This is a genomic window from Burkholderia lata (genome assembly GCF_902499025.1).
GTDB classification, from domain to species: Bacteria; Pseudomonadota; Gammaproteobacteria; order Burkholderiales; family Burkholderiaceae; genus Burkholderia; species Burkholderia lata_C.
This window is the reverse complement of sequence record NZ_CABVPW010000074.1, coordinates 1-18527: the sequence shown is the minus strand read 5'-3', so window position 1 is coordinate 18527 and position 18527 is coordinate 1. Positions and strand designations below refer to the sequence as shown.

Here is an 18527-nt window from a genome sequence, read left to right as displayed (position 1 = left end):
CAGGGCACGGCCGCACGGCGGTTCGCGCCGTCCACGCAGGCTGCCGGCGGTGCGCCGGTGCCGGGCGGCCAGCCGCCGGGCGCCGCGCCGGCGATCCAGCCGCAGTTCCAGTTCCATCGTCCGCCGCAGCCGAACGCGTCGAACGAGGCGTCGCCGCCGGTCGGCCCGCAAGGCTCGGATACGCTGCAGAACCAGCCGCTCACCGTGCCGGCGCAGTAAGTCCGCGTGCGGAAACAGGGCGGCATGCGCCGCCCGCCTTTAGACCTGTCGTGTAGAAAGCCATGAAGATTGCGATTGCCGGCGCATCGGGCCGTATGGGCCGGATGCTGATCGAAGCCGTTCTCAACGATTCCGACGCGCAGCTCGTCGGCGCGCTCGACCGCGCCGATTCGCCGTTCCTCGGCCAGGACGCCGGCGCGTTCCTCGGCAAGGAAACCGGGGTCAAGCTGACCGCCGATCTCGATGCCGTGTTCGCGCAGGCCGACACCCTGATCGATTTCACGCGTCCGGAAGGCACGATGGCCCATATCGAGGCCGCACTGCGCCACGACGTGAAGCTCGTGATCGGCACGACCGGCTTCACCGCCGAGCAGAAGGCCGAGCTGCAGGCCGCGGCGGGCAAGATCGGCATCGTGTTCGCGGCGAACATGAGCGTCGGCGTGAACGTCACGCTGAAGCTGCTCGAATTCGCGGCGAAGCATTTCTCGCACGGCTACGACATCGAGATCATCGAGGCGCACCACCGCCACAAGGTCGACGCGCCGTCGGGCACCGCGCTGATGATGGGCGAAGCCGTCGCCGGCGCGCTCGGGCGCTCGCTCGACGATTGCGCGGTGTATGGCCGGCACGGCGTGACGGGTGAACGCGACCCGTCGTCGATCGGTTTTGCCGCGGTGCGCGGCGGCGACATCGTCGGCGATCACACCGTGCTGTTCGCCGGGATCGGCGAGCGCATCGAGATCACGCACAAGTCGTCGAGCCGCGTGTCGTATGCGCAGGGCGCGCTGCGCGCGGTCCGCTTCCTGTCGGCGCGCGGCGCCGGCCTGTTCGACATGCAGGACGTGCTCGGCCTGCGCTGACACCACGGGGAAACTCCGATGGCGATACCCACCGGCGTTGTCCACTACCTCGAAAGTGGCGATGCGATCACGCACGCCGTCGCCTATGTGCTGCTGGCGATGTCCGTCGCCAGCTGGTGCTTCCTCCTCATGAAGGCCTGGCTCCTGGTCCGCGCGAAGCGGCAGGGGCCGCGTGCGCTCGCCGCGTTCTGGCGCGCGCCGTCGCTCGACGCGGGCATTGCCGCGCTCGCCGGCGCCGATCGCGAGCGCGTGTTCGTGCCGCTCGCCGAAGCCGCGCGCGATGCGGCCGACGACCACGACCCGGCAGCCCTGGCCGCGCGTGTCGAGCGTAGCGAACGCGTGCTGCGCGCGTTGCGGCACGCGATGCTGCGCTCGCAGCGGCGTCTCGAATTCGGCCAGGTGCTGCTCGCGTCGATCGGCAGCACCGCGCCGTTCGTCGGGCTGCTCGGCACCGTGTGGGGCATCTACCACGCGCTCGGCAGCATCGCCGCGAGCGGGCAGGCGCAGATCGAGAATGTCGCGGGGCCGGTTGGCGAGGCGCTGATCATGACCGCGTTCGGGCTCGTCGTCGCGATTCCCGCGGTGCTGGCCTACAACATCCTCGGGCGGCTCGTGCGGCAGCTCGCCGAGGAACTCGACGGCTTCGCGCGCGACCTGCACGTGTTCGTGTGCGCGCAGGAAGCCTGACGCGCTCATTCCGGAGGAGCGACCATGGCATTCGGCGGACTCGAGCACCACAAGACGTCCGCGCCGATGGCGGAGATCAACATGACCCCGCTGATCGACGTGATGCTGGTGCTGCTCGTCATCTTCATCATCACCGCGCCGTTGATGACGCACGCGATCCGGCTCGACCTGCCGAAGGTCGCGGCCAGCGTCGCGCGCGACACGCCGCAATCCGTCACGTTGTCGATCGATGACGCGGGCAAGCTGTACTGGGACGACGCGCCCGTGGCGCTCGACACGCTGCCCGCGCGCTTCCGCGCCGCCGCCGCGGGCGGCGCGCCGCCCGAGTTGCGGCTGCGCGCGTCGCGCGCGACCCGCTACGACGTGATCGCGCAGGTGATGGGCGCCGCGCAGGCCGCCGGCCTCACGCGGATCGGTTTCGTGACCGACGTGCCGCCGCAGGCGGGCGGCTCCGCGGCGGCGCCTGCCGTGCCGGCCAAGCGCTGAGCGGAAGCGGATCCGGCGGGCCCCGCCCTGCCGCGGGATCGGGCCGCACGCCGCAAGACCGGTCGAATGGGCCGGCGCGGGCGGTATAATCAACGTTTTTCCCGGTTGGCAGGCTTCTTTCAGGTAACCCGGAATTTTCCAGGCTACCCGGGCATGCTGCGGGTTACCCGGAAAATGCCCGGAAACCGTGAACGGGTCCGGCAACAGCGAACCTGCAGGTCCGCCGGGCAAGCACGATTTTCGATCCACTCCTGCGCGCGCGCCGTCGCGCCGCTTAAAGCCTAGTCCGAACCACACCATGCACGAGAGATACGTACCCGCCGACGTCGAAGCCGCCGCCCAGGGCGACTGGCGCGCAGCCGATGCCTACAAGACGAAGGAAGATTCGCAGAAGCCGAAGTTCTACTGCGTGTCGATGCTGCCGTACCCGTCCGGCAAGCTGCACATGGGTCACGTGCGTAACTACACGATCAACGACGTGATGTACCGCTATCTGCGGATGAACGGCTACAACACGTTGATGCCGATGGGCTGGGACGCGTTCGGGATGCCGGCCGAGAATGCCGCGATGGCGAATGGCGTGCCGCCCGCGAAGTGGACCTACGACAACATCGACTACATGAAGCGCCAGATGCAGTCGATGGGCCTCGCGATCGACTGGTCGCGCGAAATCGCGACGTGCAAGCCCGATTACTACAAGTGGAACCAGTGGCTGTTCCTGAAGATGCTCGAGAAGGGCATCGCGTACAAGAAGACGGGCACCGTGAACTGGGACCCGGTCGACCAGACCGTGCTCGCGAACGAGCAGGTGATCGACGGCCGCGGCTGGCGCTCGGGCGCGCTCGTCGAGAAGCGCGAGATCCCGATGTACTACCTGCGCATCACGCAGTACGCGGATGAGCTGCTGAACGACCTCGACGGCCTCGGCTGGCCCGAGCGCGTGAAGATCATGCAGCAGAACTGGATCGGCAAGAGCTTCGGCGTGAACTTCGGCTTCCCGTACGAACTCGACGGCGAGAAGAAGCTGCTGCGCGTGTTCACGACGCGTGCCGACACGATCATGGGCGTCACGTTCTGCGCGATCGCGGCCGAGCATCCGCTTGCCACGCGCCTCGCGCAGGACAAGCCCGAGCTGCTCACGTTCATCGACGAATGCAAGCGCGGCGGTGTCGCCGAGGCCGATGTTGCGACGATGGAGAAGAAGGGCGTCGCGACGGGCTTCTCGGTCGCGCACCCGCTGACCGGCGAGCCGGTCGAGGTGTGGATCGGCAACTACGTGCTGATGAGCTATGGCGAAGGCGCGGTGATGGGCGTGCCGGGCCACGACGAGCGCGATTTCGCGTTCGCGAAGAAGTACGACCTGCCGATCAAGCAGGTGATCTCGGCCGAAGGCCAGCAGTACTCGCTCGATGCATGGCAGGAGTGGTACGGCGACAAGGAAACCGCGGTCTGCGTGAACAGCGGCAAGTACGACGGCCTGCACTACGCGGAAGCCGTCGACGCGGTCGCGGCCGACCTGAACGCCGGCGGCTTCGGCGACAAGCAGGTCACGTGGCGCCTGCGCGACTGGGGCGTGTCGCGCCAGCGCTACTGGGGCACGCCGATCCCGATCATCCACTGCCCGTCGTGCGGCGACGTGCCGGTGCCCGAGCAGGATTTGCCTGTCGTGCTGCCGGAAGACCTCGTGCCGGACGGCTCGGGCAACCCGCTTGCGAAGTCGGAAGCGTTCCTGAACTGCGCGTGCCCGAAGTGCGGCGCGGCCGCGAAGCGCGAAACCGACACGATGGACACCTTCGTCGATTCGTCGTGGTACTTCTCGCGCTACACGGCGCCGGATGCCGAGACGATGGTCGACGCGCGCACCGACTACTGGATGCCGATGGATCAGTACATCGGCGGCATCGAGCACGCGATCCTGCACCTGCTGTATTCGCGCTTCTGGACCAAGGTGATGCGCGATCTCGGCCTGGTGAAGTTCGGCGAGCCGGCGAAGAACCTGCTCACGCAGGGCATGGTGCTGAACGAGACGTTCTACCGTGAAGACGCTTCCGGCAAGAAGACCTGGTACAACCCGCTCGACGTGACCGTCACGCACGACGACAAGGGCCGCCCGGTCGGCGCGACGCTGAACACGGACGGCCAGCCGGTCGTGCTCGGCGGCATCGAGAAGATGTCGAAGTCGAAGAACAACGGCGTCGATCCGCAGCTGCTGATCGACCAGTACGGCGCCGATACCGCGCGCCTGTTCACGATGTTCGCCGCGCCGCCCGAGCAGCAGCTCGAGTGGTCGGGCGCGGGCGTCGAAGGCGCGAGCCGCTTCCTGCGCCGCGTGTGGAGCTTCGGCGCGACGAACCGCGAGGCGCTCGCCGCGCGCGCGGGCTTCGATGCGGCCGCGCTCGGCGAAGCCGACAAGGCGCTGCGCCGCGAGATCTACAGCGTGCTGAAGCAGGCCGATTTCGACTACCAGCGCCTGCAGTACAACACGGTCGTGTCGGCTGCGATGAAGATGCTGAACGCGATCGACGGTGCGAAGGGCGCGACGCCCGGCGTGCTGCGTGAAACGTACGGCGTGCTGCTGCGCGTGCTGTACCCGGTCGTGCCGCACGTCACGTTCGAGCTGTGGAAGGTGCTTGGCTATGCGGACGAATTCGGCCCGCTGCTCGACGCGCCGTGGCCGAAGGTCGACGAAGCCGCGCTCGAGCAGGCCGAGATCGAACTCGTGCTGCAGGTGAACGGCAAGGTGCGCGGCGCGCTGAAGGTGGCGAAGGACGCGAGCCGCGAGGCGATCGAAGCCGCGGCGGTGGCCGACGACGCGTTCGCGAAGTTCAGCGACGGCAAGCCGGCGAAGAAGATCGTCGTCGTGCCGGGCCGCCTCGTGAACATCGTCGTCTGACGGCCGCCGGCCGTCTGACGTACCCAGAAGGAGCGAAGGTGATCCGCAGATCGTTTTTGATGCTTGCTGTCGGCAGCGCGGTTGCGCTGTCGGCATGCGGCTTCCAGTTGCGCGGCCAGCAGGACTACGCGTTCAAGCACCTGCTGGTGGCCGGTGCGCCGGCGCCCGTCGAGGCGCGTCTCGTGCGCCTCGTCGAGGCCGGCAGCGATACGAAGATCGTCAAGTCGGCGGACGACGCCGACGCCGTGCTGACCATGTGGGAAGCGCGTGGCCAGAACACGCTGACGCTCAACAAGTACGGCTCGGCGCAGGAGTATGCGCTCTTCTATACGCTGCGCTACCAACTGACGAGCAAGGACGGCACCGTACTGATTCCGCCGAGCGTGATCGCGCTGAACCGCGCGATGACGTACAGCGACCAGTACACGAACGCGAAGGCGCAGGAAGCCGAGCTCCTGTACGGCGACATGCAGAACGATGCGGTCGATCAGCTGATGCGGCGTCTCGCGATCGTCCACTCGCTGACGCCGGCGCCGGAAGACGTGGTGCCGGGCGTTGCACCGCGCGCGCCGCTGCCGCCGCCGCCGCTCTGATCGACGGCGCACGTATCGATGCAACTGCGACTTGATGCGCTGGAGCCGCACCTCGCGAAGGGGTTGGCCGGGCTCTATACCGTCTACGGCGACGAGCCGCTGCTCGCGCAGGAAGCGTGCGACCGCATTCGTGCGGCCGCACGCGCGGCCGGCTTCACCGAGCGTTCGGTGCATACGGTCGAGCGCGGCTTCGACTGGAGCGTGCTGCTCGGCGCGACCCAGGCGATGTCGCTGTTCGGCGAGCGCCAGCTGATCGAGCTGCGCATTCCGTCGGGCAAGCCCGGCAAGGAAGGCGCCGATGCGCTGAAGACGCTCGCGGCCACGCCGAACCCCGACGCGCTGATGCTCGTCACGTTGCCGCGCCTCGACGCGGCCACGCAGAAATCCGCGTGGTTTACCGCGCTGCAGAACGGCGGCGTCGCGCTGAAGATCGATCCGGTCGACCGCGCGCAGCTGCCGAACTGGATCGGCCAGCGTCTTTCCATGCAGGGCCAGCGTGCCGCGCCGGGCGAGGACGGGCGGCGCGCGCTGCAGTTCATCGCCGAGCGAGTCGAAGGCAACCTGCTCGCCGCGCACCAGGAAATCCAGAAGCTCGGGCTGCTGTATCCGCAGGGTGCGCTGTCGTTCGAGCAGGTGCACGACGCGGTGCTGAACGTCGCGCGTTACGACGTCTTCAAGCTGAACGAAGCCATGCTCGCCGGCGACGCCGCGCGGCTCGCGCGGATGATCGACGGTCTGAAGGGCGAGGGCGAGGCGATCGTGCTCGTGATGTGGGCCGTCGTCGAGGAGTTGCGCACGCTGCTGCGGATCAAGCGCGGCACGACGGCCGGCAAGCCGCTCGCGACGCTGCTGCGCGAGAACCGCGTGTGGGGGCCGCGCGAGCGGCTGATCGGCCCCGCGCTGAACCGCGTGTCGGAAGCCGCGCTCGAGAAGGCGCTCGCGTTCGCCGCGAAGCTCGACCGGCAGGTCAAGGGGCTCACGGCCGTCGTGCCGGGCCGCCGCACGCAGGACGAACCGCCGCCCGATCCGTGGGATGGGCTGTTCCAGCTCGCGATGACGGTGGCCGGTGCCCGCGGCGAGCGACCGCCGAGCACGGAGCGCGTGCGACGCTAAGTCCCGTTCGGGCCTTCAGCGCGCGCTGCGCAACCCGCTTACAATGTTTCGATAGCTGGCGCGGCCCTCCGGCCGCCGCTGCTCACGCTTCCCCACGAATTCATGCCGCCCGGTGCGGCGCGCTTCTCGAGTCACACGATGGATATCGATCAGTACATGACCGACCTGGGCCGCCGCGCCCGGCACGCTTCCCGCGCAATGGCGCGGGCCAGCACGGCCGCGAAGAACGCGGCGCTCGACGCGGTGGCGCGCGCGATCGAACGCGACGCGCAGGCGCTGAAGGATGCGAATGCGCGCGATGTCGCCCGTGCCCGTGAAAAGGGGCTGGATGCGGCATTCGTCGATCGACTGACGCTGTCGGACAAGGCGCTGAAGACGATGGTCGAAGGCCTGCGCCAGGTGGCGTCGCTGGCCGATCCGATCGGCGAGATCGGCAACCTCAAGTACCGCCCGAGCGGCATCCAGGTGGGCCAGATGCGCGTGCCGCTCGGCGTGATCGGCATCATCTACGAATCGCGCCCGAACGTGACGATCGACGCGGCTGCGCTGTGCCTGAAGTCGGGCAACGCGACGATCCTGCGCGGCGGCTCCGAGGCGCTCGAGTCGAACACGGCGCTCGCGAAGCTGATCGGCGAAGGGCTCGAGGCAGCCGGCCTGCCGCAGGATGCGGTGCAGGTCGTCGCGACGGCCGATCGCGCGGCGGTCGGCAAGCTGATCACGATGACCGAATACGTCGACGTGATCGTGCCGCGCGGCGGCAAGAGCCTGATCGAGCGCCTGATCAACGAGGCGCGCGTGCCGATGATCAAGCACCTCGACGGCATCTGCCACGTGTACGTCGACGATCGCGCCGATCTCGCCAAGGCGCTGACCGTCTGCGACAACGCGAAGACGCACCGCTACGGCACCTGCAACACGATGGAGACGCTGCTCGTTTCGAGCGGTATCGCGGCAACGCTGCTGCCGCCGCTCGGCAAGCTGTATCGCGACAAGCAGGTCGAACTGCGCGTCGATGCGGCCGCGCGCGCGGTGCTCGCCGATGCGGGCGTCGGCCCGCTCGTCGATGCCACCGAGGAAGACTGGCACACCGAATATCTCGCGCCGGTGCTCGCGATCAAGGTCGTCGACGGCCTCGACGCCGCGATCGAGCACATCAACCATTACGGCTCGCACCACACGGACGCGATCGTCACCGAGGATCACGACCGCGCGATGCGGTTCCTGCGCGAGGTCGATTCGGCGAGCGTGATGGTCAACGCGTCGACGCGTTTCGCGGACGGCTTCGAATTCGGCCTCGGCGCGGAAATCGGCATCTCGAACGATAAGCTGCACGCACGCGGCCCCGTCGGCCTGGAAGGGCTGACGTCGCTGAAGTACGTCGTGCTCGGACACGGCGAAGGCCGCCAGTAACCCGCGAGGCGCACAATCGATGGCAATGCTCTGGGTCAAGACGTTCCATATCGTTCTGATCGCCGCGTGGTTCGCGGGGCTGTTCTACCTGCCGCGCATCTACGTGAACCTGGCCATGGAAACCGATCCGGCCGCCGTGCGGCGCCTGCTGCTGATGGCACGCAAGCTGTTCCGCTTCATGACGATGATCGCGGTACCGGCGCTGGCTTGCGGGCTGTGGCTCTGGCTGTCGATCGGCATCGGGCAGGGGCAGGGCTGGATCCACGCGAAGGTGACGGTCGTGCTGCTGCTGATCGTCTATCACGCGTATTGCGGGCATCTGCTGCGGGTGTTCGAGCGCGGCGAGAACCGTCGCACCGACAAGTGGTATCGCGTGTTCAACGAGCTGCCGGTGCTCGGCATGCTCGCGGCGGTCGCGCTGGTCGTGATCAAGCCGTTCTGAGCGGCATGGCCGGCGAGGTTGCCGGCGCCGCCTGATGCGCAACGGCGCCCCGCGGGGCGCCGTTTGTCGTTTACGCGCGGTCTGCGAGGCGTGTTCTCAATCCTTCGCGCCGTCGTCGATCCGGCGGCGCGTGATCGCCTCCTTCGCGCGGCCGACCCGTTCCATCAGCGCGGGGCCGCGCGACAGCGCGACGCCGACCGCGAGGATGTCGCCGATTGCGAGATGCGACATCCGCGACGTCATTGGCGAGAACACGTCCGTTTCCTCCGCAACGTTCGACGCAAGACTCACCGTCGCGAGCTTCGCGAGCGGCGAATGGCTTTGCGTGATCGCGACGACTTTCGCGCCGCACGCGAGCGCGGAGCGCGCGGCGTCGACGATGTCGCGCGTGCGGCCGGTGTTCGAGATCGCGACGACGACGTCGTGCGGCCCGAGCAGCGCCGACGACATCGAGAACGTGTGCGGATCCGAATACGCGACGCTCGGCACGCCGAGCCGGAAGAACTTGTGCTGGATGTCCTGCGCGGCGATGCCCGAGCCGCCGGCGCCGTAGAACTCGATCCGCGACGCATTCGACAGCAGGGAGATCGCATCGGCGACGCTGCCCGCGGACAGGCTGTTGCGCACCTCGATCAGTGCGCCGATCGTGCGGTCGAACACCTTGCCGATGATGCCGGGCGCCGGTTCGTCGGGCTCGACGTCGCGATAGACCGACGACACGCCCGGCGCGACGCTCTGCGCGAGCCGGATCTTGAACTCGCGAAAGCCGCTGCAACCGAGCGCCTGGCAGAAGCGCGCGATCGTCGGCTGGCTGACGCCCGCGCGCGTCGACAGCTCGGTCATCGCGAGGTCGAGCACCTCGCGCGGCGCGGCAAGGATGTAGTCGGCGAGCTTGCGCTCGGACGGGCGCAACTCGGCGCGGATCGCTTCAATGCGGGGCAGCATGGGACGGCAGGCAGAAATCGGGTTCGGATGAGCGAGTGTATCGCAATCGAATTGTAGAAAATCTACATGAAAATGCTAGCACCACAGCGACGCTTTCGTCGAAGAGGATTAGGGTTTTCACTAGGTATCGCCTTGCTGGTAGCGGGAACAAGGGTTGCGGGGCGATGAATCCGCATTGCATGCGTGTAGTTTTTCTACTAGACTGGCTTCGTTCTGTCGACGCGTTCGACCGTCCCCACGATTCCAACCGCCGGTGTCGGCCGGCATACAGGAGCGCCCAGCATGACGTCGCTGCACCCCACTCTGGCGAAGGTCACCGAACGCGTGATCGCCCGCAGCCAATCGACCCGTTCCGCCTATCTGCAGCGCATCGACGGCGCGCAGGGCAAGTTCCCGGCACGCGGCGCGCTGTCGTGCGCGAACCTCGCGCACGGCTTCGCGGGCCTCGAGGGCAACGACAAGTTCTCGATCAAGGCGATCCGCGAGCCGAACATCGGCATCGTGTCCTCGTACAACGAGATGCTGTCCGCGCATGCGCCGTACAAGGATTTCCCCGAGATCATCAAGGCGGCCGCGCGCGAGAACGGCGGTGTCGCGCAGTTCGCGGGCGGCGTGCCGGCGATGTGCGACGGCGTCACGCAGGGTAACCCGGGGATGGAGCTGTCGCTGTTCTCGCGCGAGGCGATCGCGATGGGCACGGCGATCGCGCTCACGCACAATATGTTCGACGCGGCGCTCTGCCTCGGCATCTGCGACAAGATCGTGCCGGGCCTGCTGATCGGCGCGCTGCAGTTCGGCCACCTGCCGACGATCTTCGTGCCGGCCGGCCCGATGACGAGCGGTCTGTCGAACGACGACAAGGCGAAGATCCGCCAGCAGTTCGCGACCGGCCAGGTCGGCCGCGACGCGCTGCTCGAAGCCGAATCGGCCGCGTATCACGGCCACGGCACCTGCACGTTCTACGGCACCGCGAACAGCAACCAGATGCTGATGGAGCTGATGGGCCTGCACCTGCCGGGCTCGGCATTCGTCCACCCGCACACGCCGCTGCGCACCGCGCTGACGGCCGAGGCCGCGCGCCGCGTGCTCGACCTGACCGTCGAGCGCGGCCACTACACGCCGATCGGCCACGTGATCGACGAGAAGGCGATCGTCAACGGGATCGTCGCGCTGCTCGCGACCGGCGGCTCGACCAATCACACGCTGCACCTCGTCGCGATCGCACGCGCGGCCGGCATCCTGATCGACTGGAACGATTTCGACGAGCTGTCGGCCGTCGTGCCGCTGCTCGCGAAGATCTACCCGAACGGCAAGGCCGACGTGAATCACTTCCACGCGGCGGGCGGCGTGGCCTTTCTGGTGCGCAACCTGCTCGAAGGCGGGTTGCTGCATGAGGACGTGACGACGGTCGCCGGCCGTGGCCTGTCGCACTACACGAAGGAGCCGAAGCTGATCGACGGCAAGCTGACGTGGGTCGACGGCGCGGCCGAGAGCCACGACACGAAGGTGCTGCGCGGTATCCGCGACCCGTTCCAGCCGGACGGTGGCCTGCGCCTGATGCAGGGCCGCCTCGGCCGCGGCGTGATCAAGATTTCGGCGGTCGCGCCCGAGCACCGCAAGGTGACGGCGCCCGCGATCGTGTTCGATTCGCAGGAAGCCGTGCAGGAAGCGTTCGATCGCGACGAGCTGAAGCGCGACTTCGTCGCGGTGGTGCGCTTCCAGGGCGCGCGCGCGAACGGAATGCCCGAGCTGCACCGTTTGACGCCGCTGCTCGGCGTGCTGCAGGATCAGGGTTTTCACGTCGCGCTGGTCACCGATGGCCGCATGTCGGGTGCGTCGGGCAAGGTGCCGGCCGTGATCCACGTATCGCCGGAAGCGCTGCTGGCCGGCCCGCTCGGCAAGGTGAAGACGGGCGATACGCTCGTGATCGACGCGGAAGCCGGCGTACTCGACATCGAGGTCGACGCCGCCGAGTGGCAGGCGCGCCCGGTCGCGCAGCCGCTGCACCAGGCCGAGAACGAGGTCGGTTTCGGGCGTGAACTGTTCGGTGTGTTCCGCGCGGCCGCCGCGCCGGCCGAGCAGGGCGCATCGGTTTTCGGCACGCTGGTCGGCGAAACGGCCGCCCACGTCGCCGCATGAATTTCAAGGAGCCAAACCAATGAAGACGATTGCTGAAATCGTGAAGCTGGGCCCGGTCATCCCGGTGCTCGCATTCGACTCGGTCGAGCAGGGCGAACACGTGTCGCGCGCATTGCACGCGGGCGGCGTGAAGGTGCTCGAGATCACGCTGCGCACGCCGGCCGGCCTGGAAGCGATCCAGCGTGCGAGCCAGCTCGCGGACGACATCGTCGTCGGCGTCGGCACGATCACGAAGCCCGAGCATTGCGAGCAGGCGAAGCGCGCGGGCGCGAAGTTCGGCGTGTCGCCGGGCCTGACGAAAGAGCTGCACCTCGCGTCGCTCGACGCGGGCCTGCCGCTGCTGCCGGGCGTGATGACGCCGAGCGACATCATCCAGGCACTCGAATTCGGCTACGAGATCGTGAAGTTCTTCCCCGCGCAGCAGGCGGGCGGCGTGCCGATGCTGCAGGCGTTCCACGGCCCGTTCCCGGCGCTGAAGTTCTGCCCGACCGGCGGCATCACGGTCGACACCGCGCCGAATTTCCTGAAACTGCCGAACGTCGTGTGCGTCGGCGGTTCGTGGCTCACGCCGAAAGCCGCGCTCGCCGCGCAGGACTGGGCCGAAGTCACGCGCCTCGCGCAAGCCGCGAGCCAGCTTCCCCGTTAAGACTTGTACGAAATGACGGTTTAACCCTCGGAAATCAGGCGCTTAGTGCTTGTTTTACCGAGGGTTTTTGCTGATGGAACCGGTTCTATCCGCGGGCCGTAAAGATAAGTAAAATTCAGCGTCCTGACGGGGTGGGTACCCCCCGTGTTCCGGAGACCTGCATAGCCGGGCATACTCGCAACAACTCGCCCGGTTCGAACAATTCTAGGAGGAGTGCCACATGGGGGCTGTCCAAGGCAGCATGCTGCTCGTATTCACGCTGATCGCGATCGCCGCGCTGATCCTGATGATCGCGCGCTTCAAGATCTACCCGTTCCTGGTGCTGATCATCGTTTCGCTCGGCTTGGGCCTTGTCGTCGGCATGCCGATGGACAAGATCGTCAAGTCGTTCGAGGCGGGCACCGGCGGCACGCTCGGCCACATTGCGATCGTCGTCGGCCTCGGCACGATGCTCGGCAAGATGATGGCCGAATCGGGCGGCGCCGAACGGATCGCGACCACGCTGATCGACTGGTTCGGTGAAAAGAACATCCACTGGGCGATGATGTTCGTCGCGATCATCGTCGGCCTGCCGGTGTTCTTCGAAGTCGGCTTCGTGCTGCTGATCCCGATCGCGTTCAACGTCGCGAAGCGCACCGGCAAGTCGCTGCTCGTCGTCGGCCTGCCGATGGTGGCCGGCCTGTCCGTCGTGCACGGCCTGATCCCGCCGCACCCGGCCGCGCTGCTGGCCGTCCAGCAATACGGCGCCGATATCGGCAAGACGATCGCGCTCGGCCTGATCGTCGGCGTGCCGACCGCGATCATCGCGGGCCCGCTGTTCGCGCTGACGATCTCGAAGTTCGTGAAGTTGCCGGACAACAACCCGCTCGCCGCGCAGTTCGTCGATACGCACACGGAAGGTCGCAAGCGCGAACTGCCGAGCTTCGGCATCACGCTGTTCACGATCCTGCTGCCCGTCGTGCTGATGCTCGTCGGCAGCTGGGCCGACCTGCTGTTCACGCCGAAGTCGCTGCCGAACAACCTGCTGCGCTTCGCCGGCAACTCGGACGTCGCGCTGCTGATCGCCGTGCTCGTGAGCTTCTTCACGTTCGGCAAGCTGCAGGGTTTCAACCGCGACCAGATCCAGAAGTTCTGCAGCGAGTGCCTGGCACCGATCGCCGGCATCACGCTGATCGTCGGCGCGGGCGGCGGCTTCGGCGGTGTCCTGCGCGACAGCGGGATCTCGCAGCAGATCGTCGAGACGGCGAAGCACGCACACCTGTCGCCGCTGCTGCTCGGCTGGTTTGTCGCGGCGCTGATGCGTCTCGCGACGGGGTCGGCGACGGTCGCGATGACGACGGCCTGCGGCATCGTCGCGCCGATCGCGGCGGCGGCCGGCACGACGGTCAGCCCGGAATTGCTGGTGCTGGCCACGGGCTCGGGCTCGCTGATCTTCTCGCACGTGAACGACGGCGGCTTCTGGCTGATCAAGGAATACTTCGGGATGACGGTCGGTCAGACGTTCAAGACCTGGTCGTTGCTCGAAACCATCATCTCGGTGCTTGGTCTGAGCTTTACGCTGCTGCTGAGCATGGTTTTGTAACAAGGGGTAGTCAATGATTCTGATCGCAATGGGCGTGTCGGGCGCCGGCAAGTCGCTAATCGGCGAAATGCTGGCGGAACGCCTGTCGTGCAGCTATACCGATGGCGACGCGTTTCACAGCGCGGCGAACAAGGAAAAGATGCACCACGGCATTCCGCTGACCGACGACGACCGCTGGCCGTGGCTGCGCACGATCCGCGCGGCCATCGAGGAAAAGCAGCGGGCCGGTGAGACGGCCGTGTTCACCTGTTCGTCGCTGAAGCGGTCGTACCGCGACGTGCTGCGCGGCACCGACACCGACGTGCGGTTCGTATATCTGAAGGGTTCGTTCGAGGTGTTGCACGAGCGCCTGAAGAGCCGCACCGGCCATTTCTTCGATCCGTCGCTGCTGAAGAGCCAGCTCGACACGCTCGAGGAACCGGGCCCGGACGAAGCGATCGAGGTCAGCATCGAGCTGACGCCCGAACAGATCGTCGATCAGGTCATGCTGAAGATCGGCATCGCGCAGCAGCACTGAGCGCGGTTCGCGGCAATCGTCATGAAAAAGGCGCCCTTCGGGGCGCCTTTTTCATTGGCGGACCGCGGGACGCGAGCGGGTCAGGCCGTGTGCGCCTGCTTCGCGATGCCGTCGAGCAGCACGTCGAGCATCGTGTCGTGCACGGCCGCCGGATCGAGCTGCGCATAGAGCGGGGCGGCCGCCTTGACGAGCGGATGCGCGGCGTCGGACAGCGCTTCCATTTCCGCGAGCTCGACATTGTTCGCGGCGCGCGTGAGGCCGCCGGCTTCCGCCGCGGCCAGCCCGATCACGCTCGCATACCAGCCGACGCACACCGACGGCAGCGCCGCGCGCGGGATGCCGGCGTCGGCCAGCGCGCGATGCACGGCCTCGATGTGCGCGAGATCGGCCGGTCCGGTACTCATGTGCCGCTGCAAGAGCGCGAACGCGGCCGGGTAGCGCAGCGCGAGCGCACGGTACTGGCGCGCGAGATCGTGCAGCCGTTCGCGCCACGGCAGTGCGGCGTCGACCGGCACGAGCGAGCGCGACAGCGCGTTCGCGATCGCGCGGCTCAGGCCTTCCTTCGACTTGAAGTGGTACAGCACGCTCATCGGGTCGCAGCCGACCGACTGCGCGAGCTTGCGCACGCTGAACGCGGCTTCGCCGACGTCCTCCAGCAGCGCGAGCGCGGCCGCGACGATTGCATCCTTGTCGAGGCCGCGCGGGCCCTGGGCGGGTTTGTCTTTCATCGAGGCGGGCTGACGGGCCGGGGTGGTGCCGGCCGTAAACTTGACGGAAGCTTATTCTACACTGTAGAATTATTTCTGCGGTGTAGAAATTGGGTGTCCCGGCACCTTTCAATACGTGCTTTCGCACAGTCCGGGATCCAGGCGGCACGAGCGTGCCCGCCGTCAACACGGGCCATCGCGCCCCTTTATCTCGTTGACACCCATGTGGAACCGGCTGCCCCACCCGCGAAGCCAGAAGGCTCTTCGACAGGCGGCCCAAGACCATGCAAGTGCAATCATGACTTTCAATAATCAACCCCTGATCCAGGGCGAATCGCGTTTCGAACAAACGCAACTGAACATCGAAAAAGACAACTGGAACTGGTGCGACCCGGCCCGCTACGATGGCGAGCGCCCGGCGAACTGGTATGAAGCATCGCTGTCGCGCCACGCGAACAGCGCGCCGCTTGCGCACGACGCGGTGTGCGACGTGCTCGTGATCGGCGCGGGTCTGCTCGGCGCATCGGCGGCGCTGCATCTCGCGGAAGCGGGCGTCGACACGATCCTCGTCGACAAGCACCACGTCGGCTCGGCCGCATCGGGCCGCAACGGCGGGCAACTGACGCCCGGCCTCGCGCGCTGGGAAGCCGCCGACATGATCGACCACCTGGCGCACGACGACGCGAAGCGGCTGTGGCGCTTCGCATCGGCCGAGTCGATGGACCTGATCGATGCGATCGGCGCGCGCTACGCGCTCGAACTCGACCGCAAGCGCGGCCACATCACGGCGGCGGTTCACCCCGGCCACATGAGCGCGCTGCTCGACGGCGCGGATGCGCGTCGTTATCTCGGCGACGCGGGCGTGACGCTCGTCGGCCGCCATCAGCTGCACGACGACTACGTGCGCTCGGGGCTGTACCACGGTGCGGCGATCGACGCGATCGGCGGGCAGATCCATCCGCTCGCGCTCGTGCGCGGCCTCGTGCACGGCTTCCGGCTGAACGGCGGTGCGCTGTTCGAGGGCACCGAAGTGCTCGAGCTCGACGAGACGCCGGAGGGTGTCGTCGCGACGACGCCGGGCGGCACGATCACCGCGCGCAAGGGCGTCGTGCTCGCGCTGCACAACACGACGTTCCGGCTGCTCGACGACGGCGCGGCGACCACGGTGCCGTTCTTTACCTACGTGAGCGTGTCGGCGCCGCTCGACGTCGACGTCACGACGCTGATGCCGGCCGGCATGCCGGTGTACGACACGCAGTTCCAGATCGACTACTACCGGCCGGTGCGCGGCAACCGCCTGCTGTTCGGCGGGCAGGGCACCGGCAGCTGCTGGGCGCAGCCCGACGTGAACGCGTATCTGCTGACGCGGCTGAACACGGTGTTTCCGCAGCACGACGGCCGCTTCGCGCTCGACTATTGCTGGAGCGGCGTCAGCGATTTCACGCTGAACGGCGCGACCGACAGCCGCAAGACCGACGGCCGCGTGCCGATGTACATGGTGCAGGGCTGGAGCGGTCACGGCGTCGCGCAGACGGTGCGGATCGGCAAGGCGATCTGTGACGATTTCGTCGGACGCAACGACGATTTCTCGATGCTGACCGGCATCGACCATCGCGCGATTCCGCTCGGCCGCCAGTTGTCGCCGATCGCGATCCCGGCCGCGAAGGCCGCGATGAGCGTGATGAGCGCGCTCAACCCGGGGCGGATGATTTCGTTCTGACCGGCTGCGGCAGGCAATGAAAAAAGCCCGATGCGATTGCTCGCATCGGGCTTTTTTACGTGCGGAGGCGGCGGCGCTTACGCGATCCGCTTCGCGAGTTCGACTGCCTTGCCGATATACGACGCCGGCGTCATCGCGAGCAGGCGATCCTTCGCATCTTGCGGGATCGCGAGCGTGCCGACGAATTCCTGCAGCGCTTCGCGCGTGATGCCCTTGCCGCGCGTCAGTTCCTTCAGCTGCTCGTACGGGTTCTCGATGCCGTAGCGGCGCATCACCGTCTGCACCGGCTCGGCGAGCACTTCCCAGCAGTTGTCGAGGTCTTCGTTCAGGCGTGCCGGGTTCACTTCGAGCTTGTCGAGGCCGCGGATCAGCGAGTCGTACGCGAGCAACGAGTAGCCGAGCGCGACGCCCATGTTGCGCAGCACCGTCGAGTCGGTCAGGTCGCGCTGCCAGCGCGACACCGGCAGCTTGTCGGCGAGGTGGCGCAGCGTCGCGTTCGCGAGGCCGAGGTTGCCTTCCGAGTTCTCGAAGTCGATCGGGTTGACCTTGTGCGGCATCGTCGACGAGCCGATTTCACCGGCCTTCGTCTTCTGCTTGAAGTAGCCGACCGAGATATAGCCCCACACGTCGCGGTCGAGGTCGAGCAGGATCGTGTTCGCGCGCGCCACGGCGTCGAACAGCTCGGCCATGTAGTCGTGCGGCTCGATCTGGATCGTGTACGGGTTGAACGTGAGCTTCAGGCGGTTCTCGATCACGTCGCGCGAGAACGCTTCCCAGTCGAATTCCGGATACGCCGACAGATGCGCGTTGAAGTTGCCGACCGCGCCGTTCATCTTGCCGAGGATCTCGACCTTCTCGATGCGCGTGATCGCACGGGCGAGGCGGGCCGCGACGTTCGCGAGTTCCTTGCCGAGCGTCGTCGGGCTGGCCGGCTGGCCGTGCGTGCGCGACAGCATCGGCTGCTCGGCGTGCGCGTGCGCGAGTGCGACGAGGCGCTGGTAGACCGTGCGCAGCGCCGGCAGGATCACGTGTTCGCGCGCGCCGGCGAGCATCATCCCGTGCGACGTGTTGTTGATGTCTTCCGACGTGCACGCGAAGTGGATGAATTCGCTGGCCTTTTCGAGTTCTTCCTGGCCCTTCACCGATTCCTTCAGCCAGTATTCGACGGCCTTCACGTCGTGGTTCGTCACGCGCTCGATGTCCTTGATGCGGGCGGCGTCGTGCGCGGTGAAGCGCTCGGCGAGCTGCAGCAGGAACTGTTCGGACGCATCGGAGAAGCGCGGGACTTCCGCGAAGCCGGCGCGCGACAGCGCGATCAACCAGTGCACCTCGACGGTGACGCGGTGGCGCATGAAGGCGGCTTCGGAGAGCCAGTCGCGCAGCGCTTCGGTCTTGCTGGCGTAGCGGCCATCGATGGGCGAGAGCGCGGTGAGGGCGAAAAGCGTATCGGGACGAGTGTCGGACATGATCGGGCGGGCCTTGGGGCCGGGTCGAGCGAGGGGAAGGAGAATCCGGCATTTTACCATCGGCGCGGGACGATCCCTGTCGCGCGCGGCCGGCGGGGCGCC

General features: G+C 67.3%; 16 protein-coding genes and 1 pseudogene. 14 read left to right on the top strand and 3 right to left on the bottom strand.

Annotated elements, in window-relative coordinates:
- The 9 genes and pseudogenes from BDI24065_RS39690 to BDI24065_RS39650 all read left to right on the top strand — a co-directional run.
- Nucleotides 1-219 (top strand): annotated as a pseudogene (locus tag BDI24065_RS39690) (outer membrane protein assembly factor BamE); the annotation flags it as partial.
- A 62-nt stretch (nt 220-281) separates the two neighbouring features.
- Nucleotides 282-1079, top strand: a complete 798-nt coding sequence (gene dapB / locus BDI24065_RS39685; RefSeq protein WP_175035779.1) for a 4-hydroxy-tetrahydrodipicolinate reductase — start codon at nt 282-284, stop codon at nt 1077-1079.
- Between the two features lie 18 nt (nt 1080-1097).
- Nucleotides 1098-1766 (top strand): MotA/TolQ/ExbB proton channel family protein, encoded by a 669-nt coding sequence (locus BDI24065_RS39680; protein WP_059528793.1) that lies wholly within the window; start codon nt 1098-1100, stop codon nt 1764-1766.
- Nucleotides 1767-1790: 24 nt separating this feature from the next.
- A complete protein-coding gene (locus BDI24065_RS39675) occupies nt 1791-2252 on the top strand; it encodes an ExbD/TolR family protein (RefSeq protein WP_175035778.1) in 462 nt (153 codons plus the stop codon).
- 298 nt (nt 2253-2550) lie between these two features.
- Nucleotides 2551-5145, top strand: a complete 2595-nt coding sequence (gene leuS, locus BDI24065_RS39670; protein ID WP_175035777.1) for a leucine--tRNA ligase — start codon at nt 2551-2553, stop codon at nt 5143-5145.
- 38 nt (nt 5146-5183) lie between these two features.
- A complete protein-coding gene (locus tag BDI24065_RS39665) occupies nt 5184-5738 on the top strand; it encodes an LPS-assembly lipoprotein LptE (protein WP_175035776.1) in 555 nt (184 codons plus the stop codon).
- A gap of 18 nt (nt 5739-5756) precedes the next feature.
- Complete coding sequence (gene holA / locus BDI24065_RS39660) at nt 5757-6851, top strand: DNA polymerase III subunit delta (protein WP_175035775.1); 1095 nt, start codon at nt 5757-5759, stop codon at nt 6849-6851.
- A gap of 138 nt (nt 6852-6989) precedes the next feature.
- On the top strand, nt 6990-8261 hold the full coding sequence (locus BDI24065_RS39655; protein ID WP_175035774.1) for a glutamate-5-semialdehyde dehydrogenase: 1272 nt from the start codon (nt 6990-6992) through the stop codon (nt 8259-8261).
- 19 nt (nt 8262-8280) lie between these two features.
- Entirely contained in the window at nt 8281-8703 is a 423-nt protein-coding gene (locus BDI24065_RS39650; RefSeq protein WP_011350935.1) for a CopD family protein, read from the top strand.
- A 96-nt stretch (nt 8704-8799) separates the two neighbouring features.
- On the opposite strand, the gene BDI24065_RS39645 is transcribed toward BDI24065_RS39650, so the two are convergent.
- Nucleotides 8800-9648, bottom strand: coding sequence for a MurR/RpiR family transcriptional regulator (locus BDI24065_RS39645; protein WP_174383525.1), 849 nt, complete (start codon nt 9646-9648; stop codon nt 8800-8802).
- Nucleotides 9649-9930: 282 nt separating this feature from the next.
- Between BDI24065_RS39645 and edd the strand changes: the two genes are divergently transcribed.
- The 4 genes from edd to BDI24065_RS39625 all read left to right on the top strand — a co-directional run bounded on the left by edd (nt 9931) and on the right by BDI24065_RS39625 (nt 14532).
- A complete protein-coding gene (gene edd, locus BDI24065_RS39640; RefSeq protein WP_175035773.1) occupies nt 9931-11787 on the top strand; it encodes a phosphogluconate dehydratase in 1857 nt (618 codons plus the stop codon).
- Between the two features lie 19 nt (nt 11788-11806).
- A complete protein-coding gene (eda, locus tag BDI24065_RS39635; RefSeq protein ID WP_069247127.1) occupies nt 11807-12433 on the top strand; it encodes a bifunctional 4-hydroxy-2-oxoglutarate aldolase/2-dehydro-3-deoxy-phosphogluconate aldolase in 627 nt (208 codons plus the stop codon).
- Nucleotides 12434-12653: 220 nt separating this feature from the next.
- A complete protein-coding gene (locus BDI24065_RS39630; RefSeq protein ID WP_175035772.1) occupies nt 12654-14015 on the top strand; it encodes a GntP family permease in 1362 nt (453 codons plus the stop codon).
- 13 nt (nt 14016-14028) lie between these two features.
- Entirely contained in the window at nt 14029-14532 is a 504-nt protein-coding gene (locus BDI24065_RS39625; RefSeq protein WP_089424489.1) for a gluconokinase, read from the top strand.
- Between the two features lie 80 nt (nt 14533-14612).
- Here BDI24065_RS39625 and BDI24065_RS39620 read toward each other — a convergent pair whose 3' ends face one another.
- Nucleotides 14613-15260 (bottom strand): TetR/AcrR family transcriptional regulator, encoded by a 648-nt coding sequence (locus tag BDI24065_RS39620; RefSeq protein ID WP_175035771.1) that lies wholly within the window; start codon nt 15258-15260, stop codon nt 14613-14615.
- A gap of 277 nt (nt 15261-15537) precedes the next feature.
- Here BDI24065_RS39620 and BDI24065_RS39615 point away from each other — a divergent pair, with 277 nt between their 5' ends.
- Nucleotides 15538-16959, top strand: coding sequence for an NAD(P)/FAD-dependent oxidoreductase (locus tag BDI24065_RS39615; protein WP_175035770.1), 1422 nt, complete (start codon nt 15538-15540; stop codon nt 16957-16959).
- A gap of 77 nt (nt 16960-17036) precedes the next feature.
- On the opposite strand, the gene purB is transcribed toward BDI24065_RS39615, so the two are convergent.
- Nucleotides 17037-18425 carry an adenylosuccinate lyase gene (gene purB / locus BDI24065_RS39610; protein ID WP_175035769.1) on the bottom strand — a complete coding sequence of 463 codons (1389 nt, stop codon included), beginning with the start codon at nt 18423-18425 and terminating at the stop codon, nt 17037-17039.
- Between the last annotated feature and the right edge of the window lie 102 nt (nt 18426-18527).

What these genes read in the sequence shown, in the direction of transcription:
- dapB (WP_175035779.1), top strand. Translation starts at nt 282, where the DNA reads ATGAAGATTGCGATTGCCGGCGCATCGGGCCGTATGGGCCGGATGCTG.
- BDI24065_RS39680 (WP_059528793.1), top strand. Translation starts at nt 1,098, where the DNA reads ATGGCGATACCCACCGGCGTTGTCCACTACCTCGAAAGTGGCGATGCG.
- BDI24065_RS39675 (WP_175035778.1), top strand. Translation starts at nt 1,791, where the DNA reads ATGGCATTCGGCGGACTCGAGCACCACAAGACGTCCGCGCCGATGGCG.
- leuS (WP_175035777.1), top strand. Translation starts at nt 2,551, where the DNA reads ATGCACGAGAGATACGTACCCGCCGACGTCGAAGCCGCCGCCCAGGGC.
- holA (WP_175035775.1), top strand. Translation starts at nt 5,757, where the DNA reads ATGCAACTGCGACTTGATGCGCTGGAGCCGCACCTCGCGAAGGGGTTG.
- BDI24065_RS39655 (WP_175035774.1), top strand. Translation starts at nt 6,990, where the DNA reads ATGGATATCGATCAGTACATGACCGACCTGGGCCGCCGCGCCCGGCAC.
- BDI24065_RS39650 (WP_011350935.1), top strand. Translation starts at nt 8,281, where the DNA reads ATGGCAATGCTCTGGGTCAAGACGTTCCATATCGTTCTGATCGCCGCG.
- BDI24065_RS39645 (WP_174383525.1), bottom strand. Translation starts at nt 9,648, where the DNA reads ATGCTGCCCCGCATTGAAGCGATCCGCGCCGAGTTGCGCCCGTCCGAG.
- edd (WP_175035773.1), top strand. Translation starts at nt 9,931, where the DNA reads ATGACGTCGCTGCACCCCACTCTGGCGAAGGTCACCGAACGCGTGATC.
- eda (WP_069247127.1), top strand. Translation starts at nt 11,807, where the DNA reads ATGAAGACGATTGCTGAAATCGTGAAGCTGGGCCCGGTCATCCCGGTG.
- BDI24065_RS39630 (WP_175035772.1), top strand. Translation starts at nt 12,654, where the DNA reads ATGGGGGCTGTCCAAGGCAGCATGCTGCTCGTATTCACGCTGATCGCG.
- BDI24065_RS39625 (WP_089424489.1), top strand. Translation starts at nt 14,029, where the DNA reads ATGATTCTGATCGCAATGGGCGTGTCGGGCGCCGGCAAGTCGCTAATC.
- BDI24065_RS39620 (WP_175035771.1), bottom strand. Translation starts at nt 15,260, where the DNA reads ATGAAAGACAAACCCGCCCAGGGCCCGCGCGGCCTCGACAAGGATGCA.
- BDI24065_RS39615 (WP_175035770.1), top strand. Translation starts at nt 15,538, where the DNA reads ATGACTTTCAATAATCAACCCCTGATCCAGGGCGAATCGCGTTTCGAA.
- purB (WP_175035769.1), bottom strand. Translation starts at nt 18,425, where the DNA reads ATGTCCGACACTCGTCCCGATACGCTTTTCGCCCTCACCGCGCTCTCG.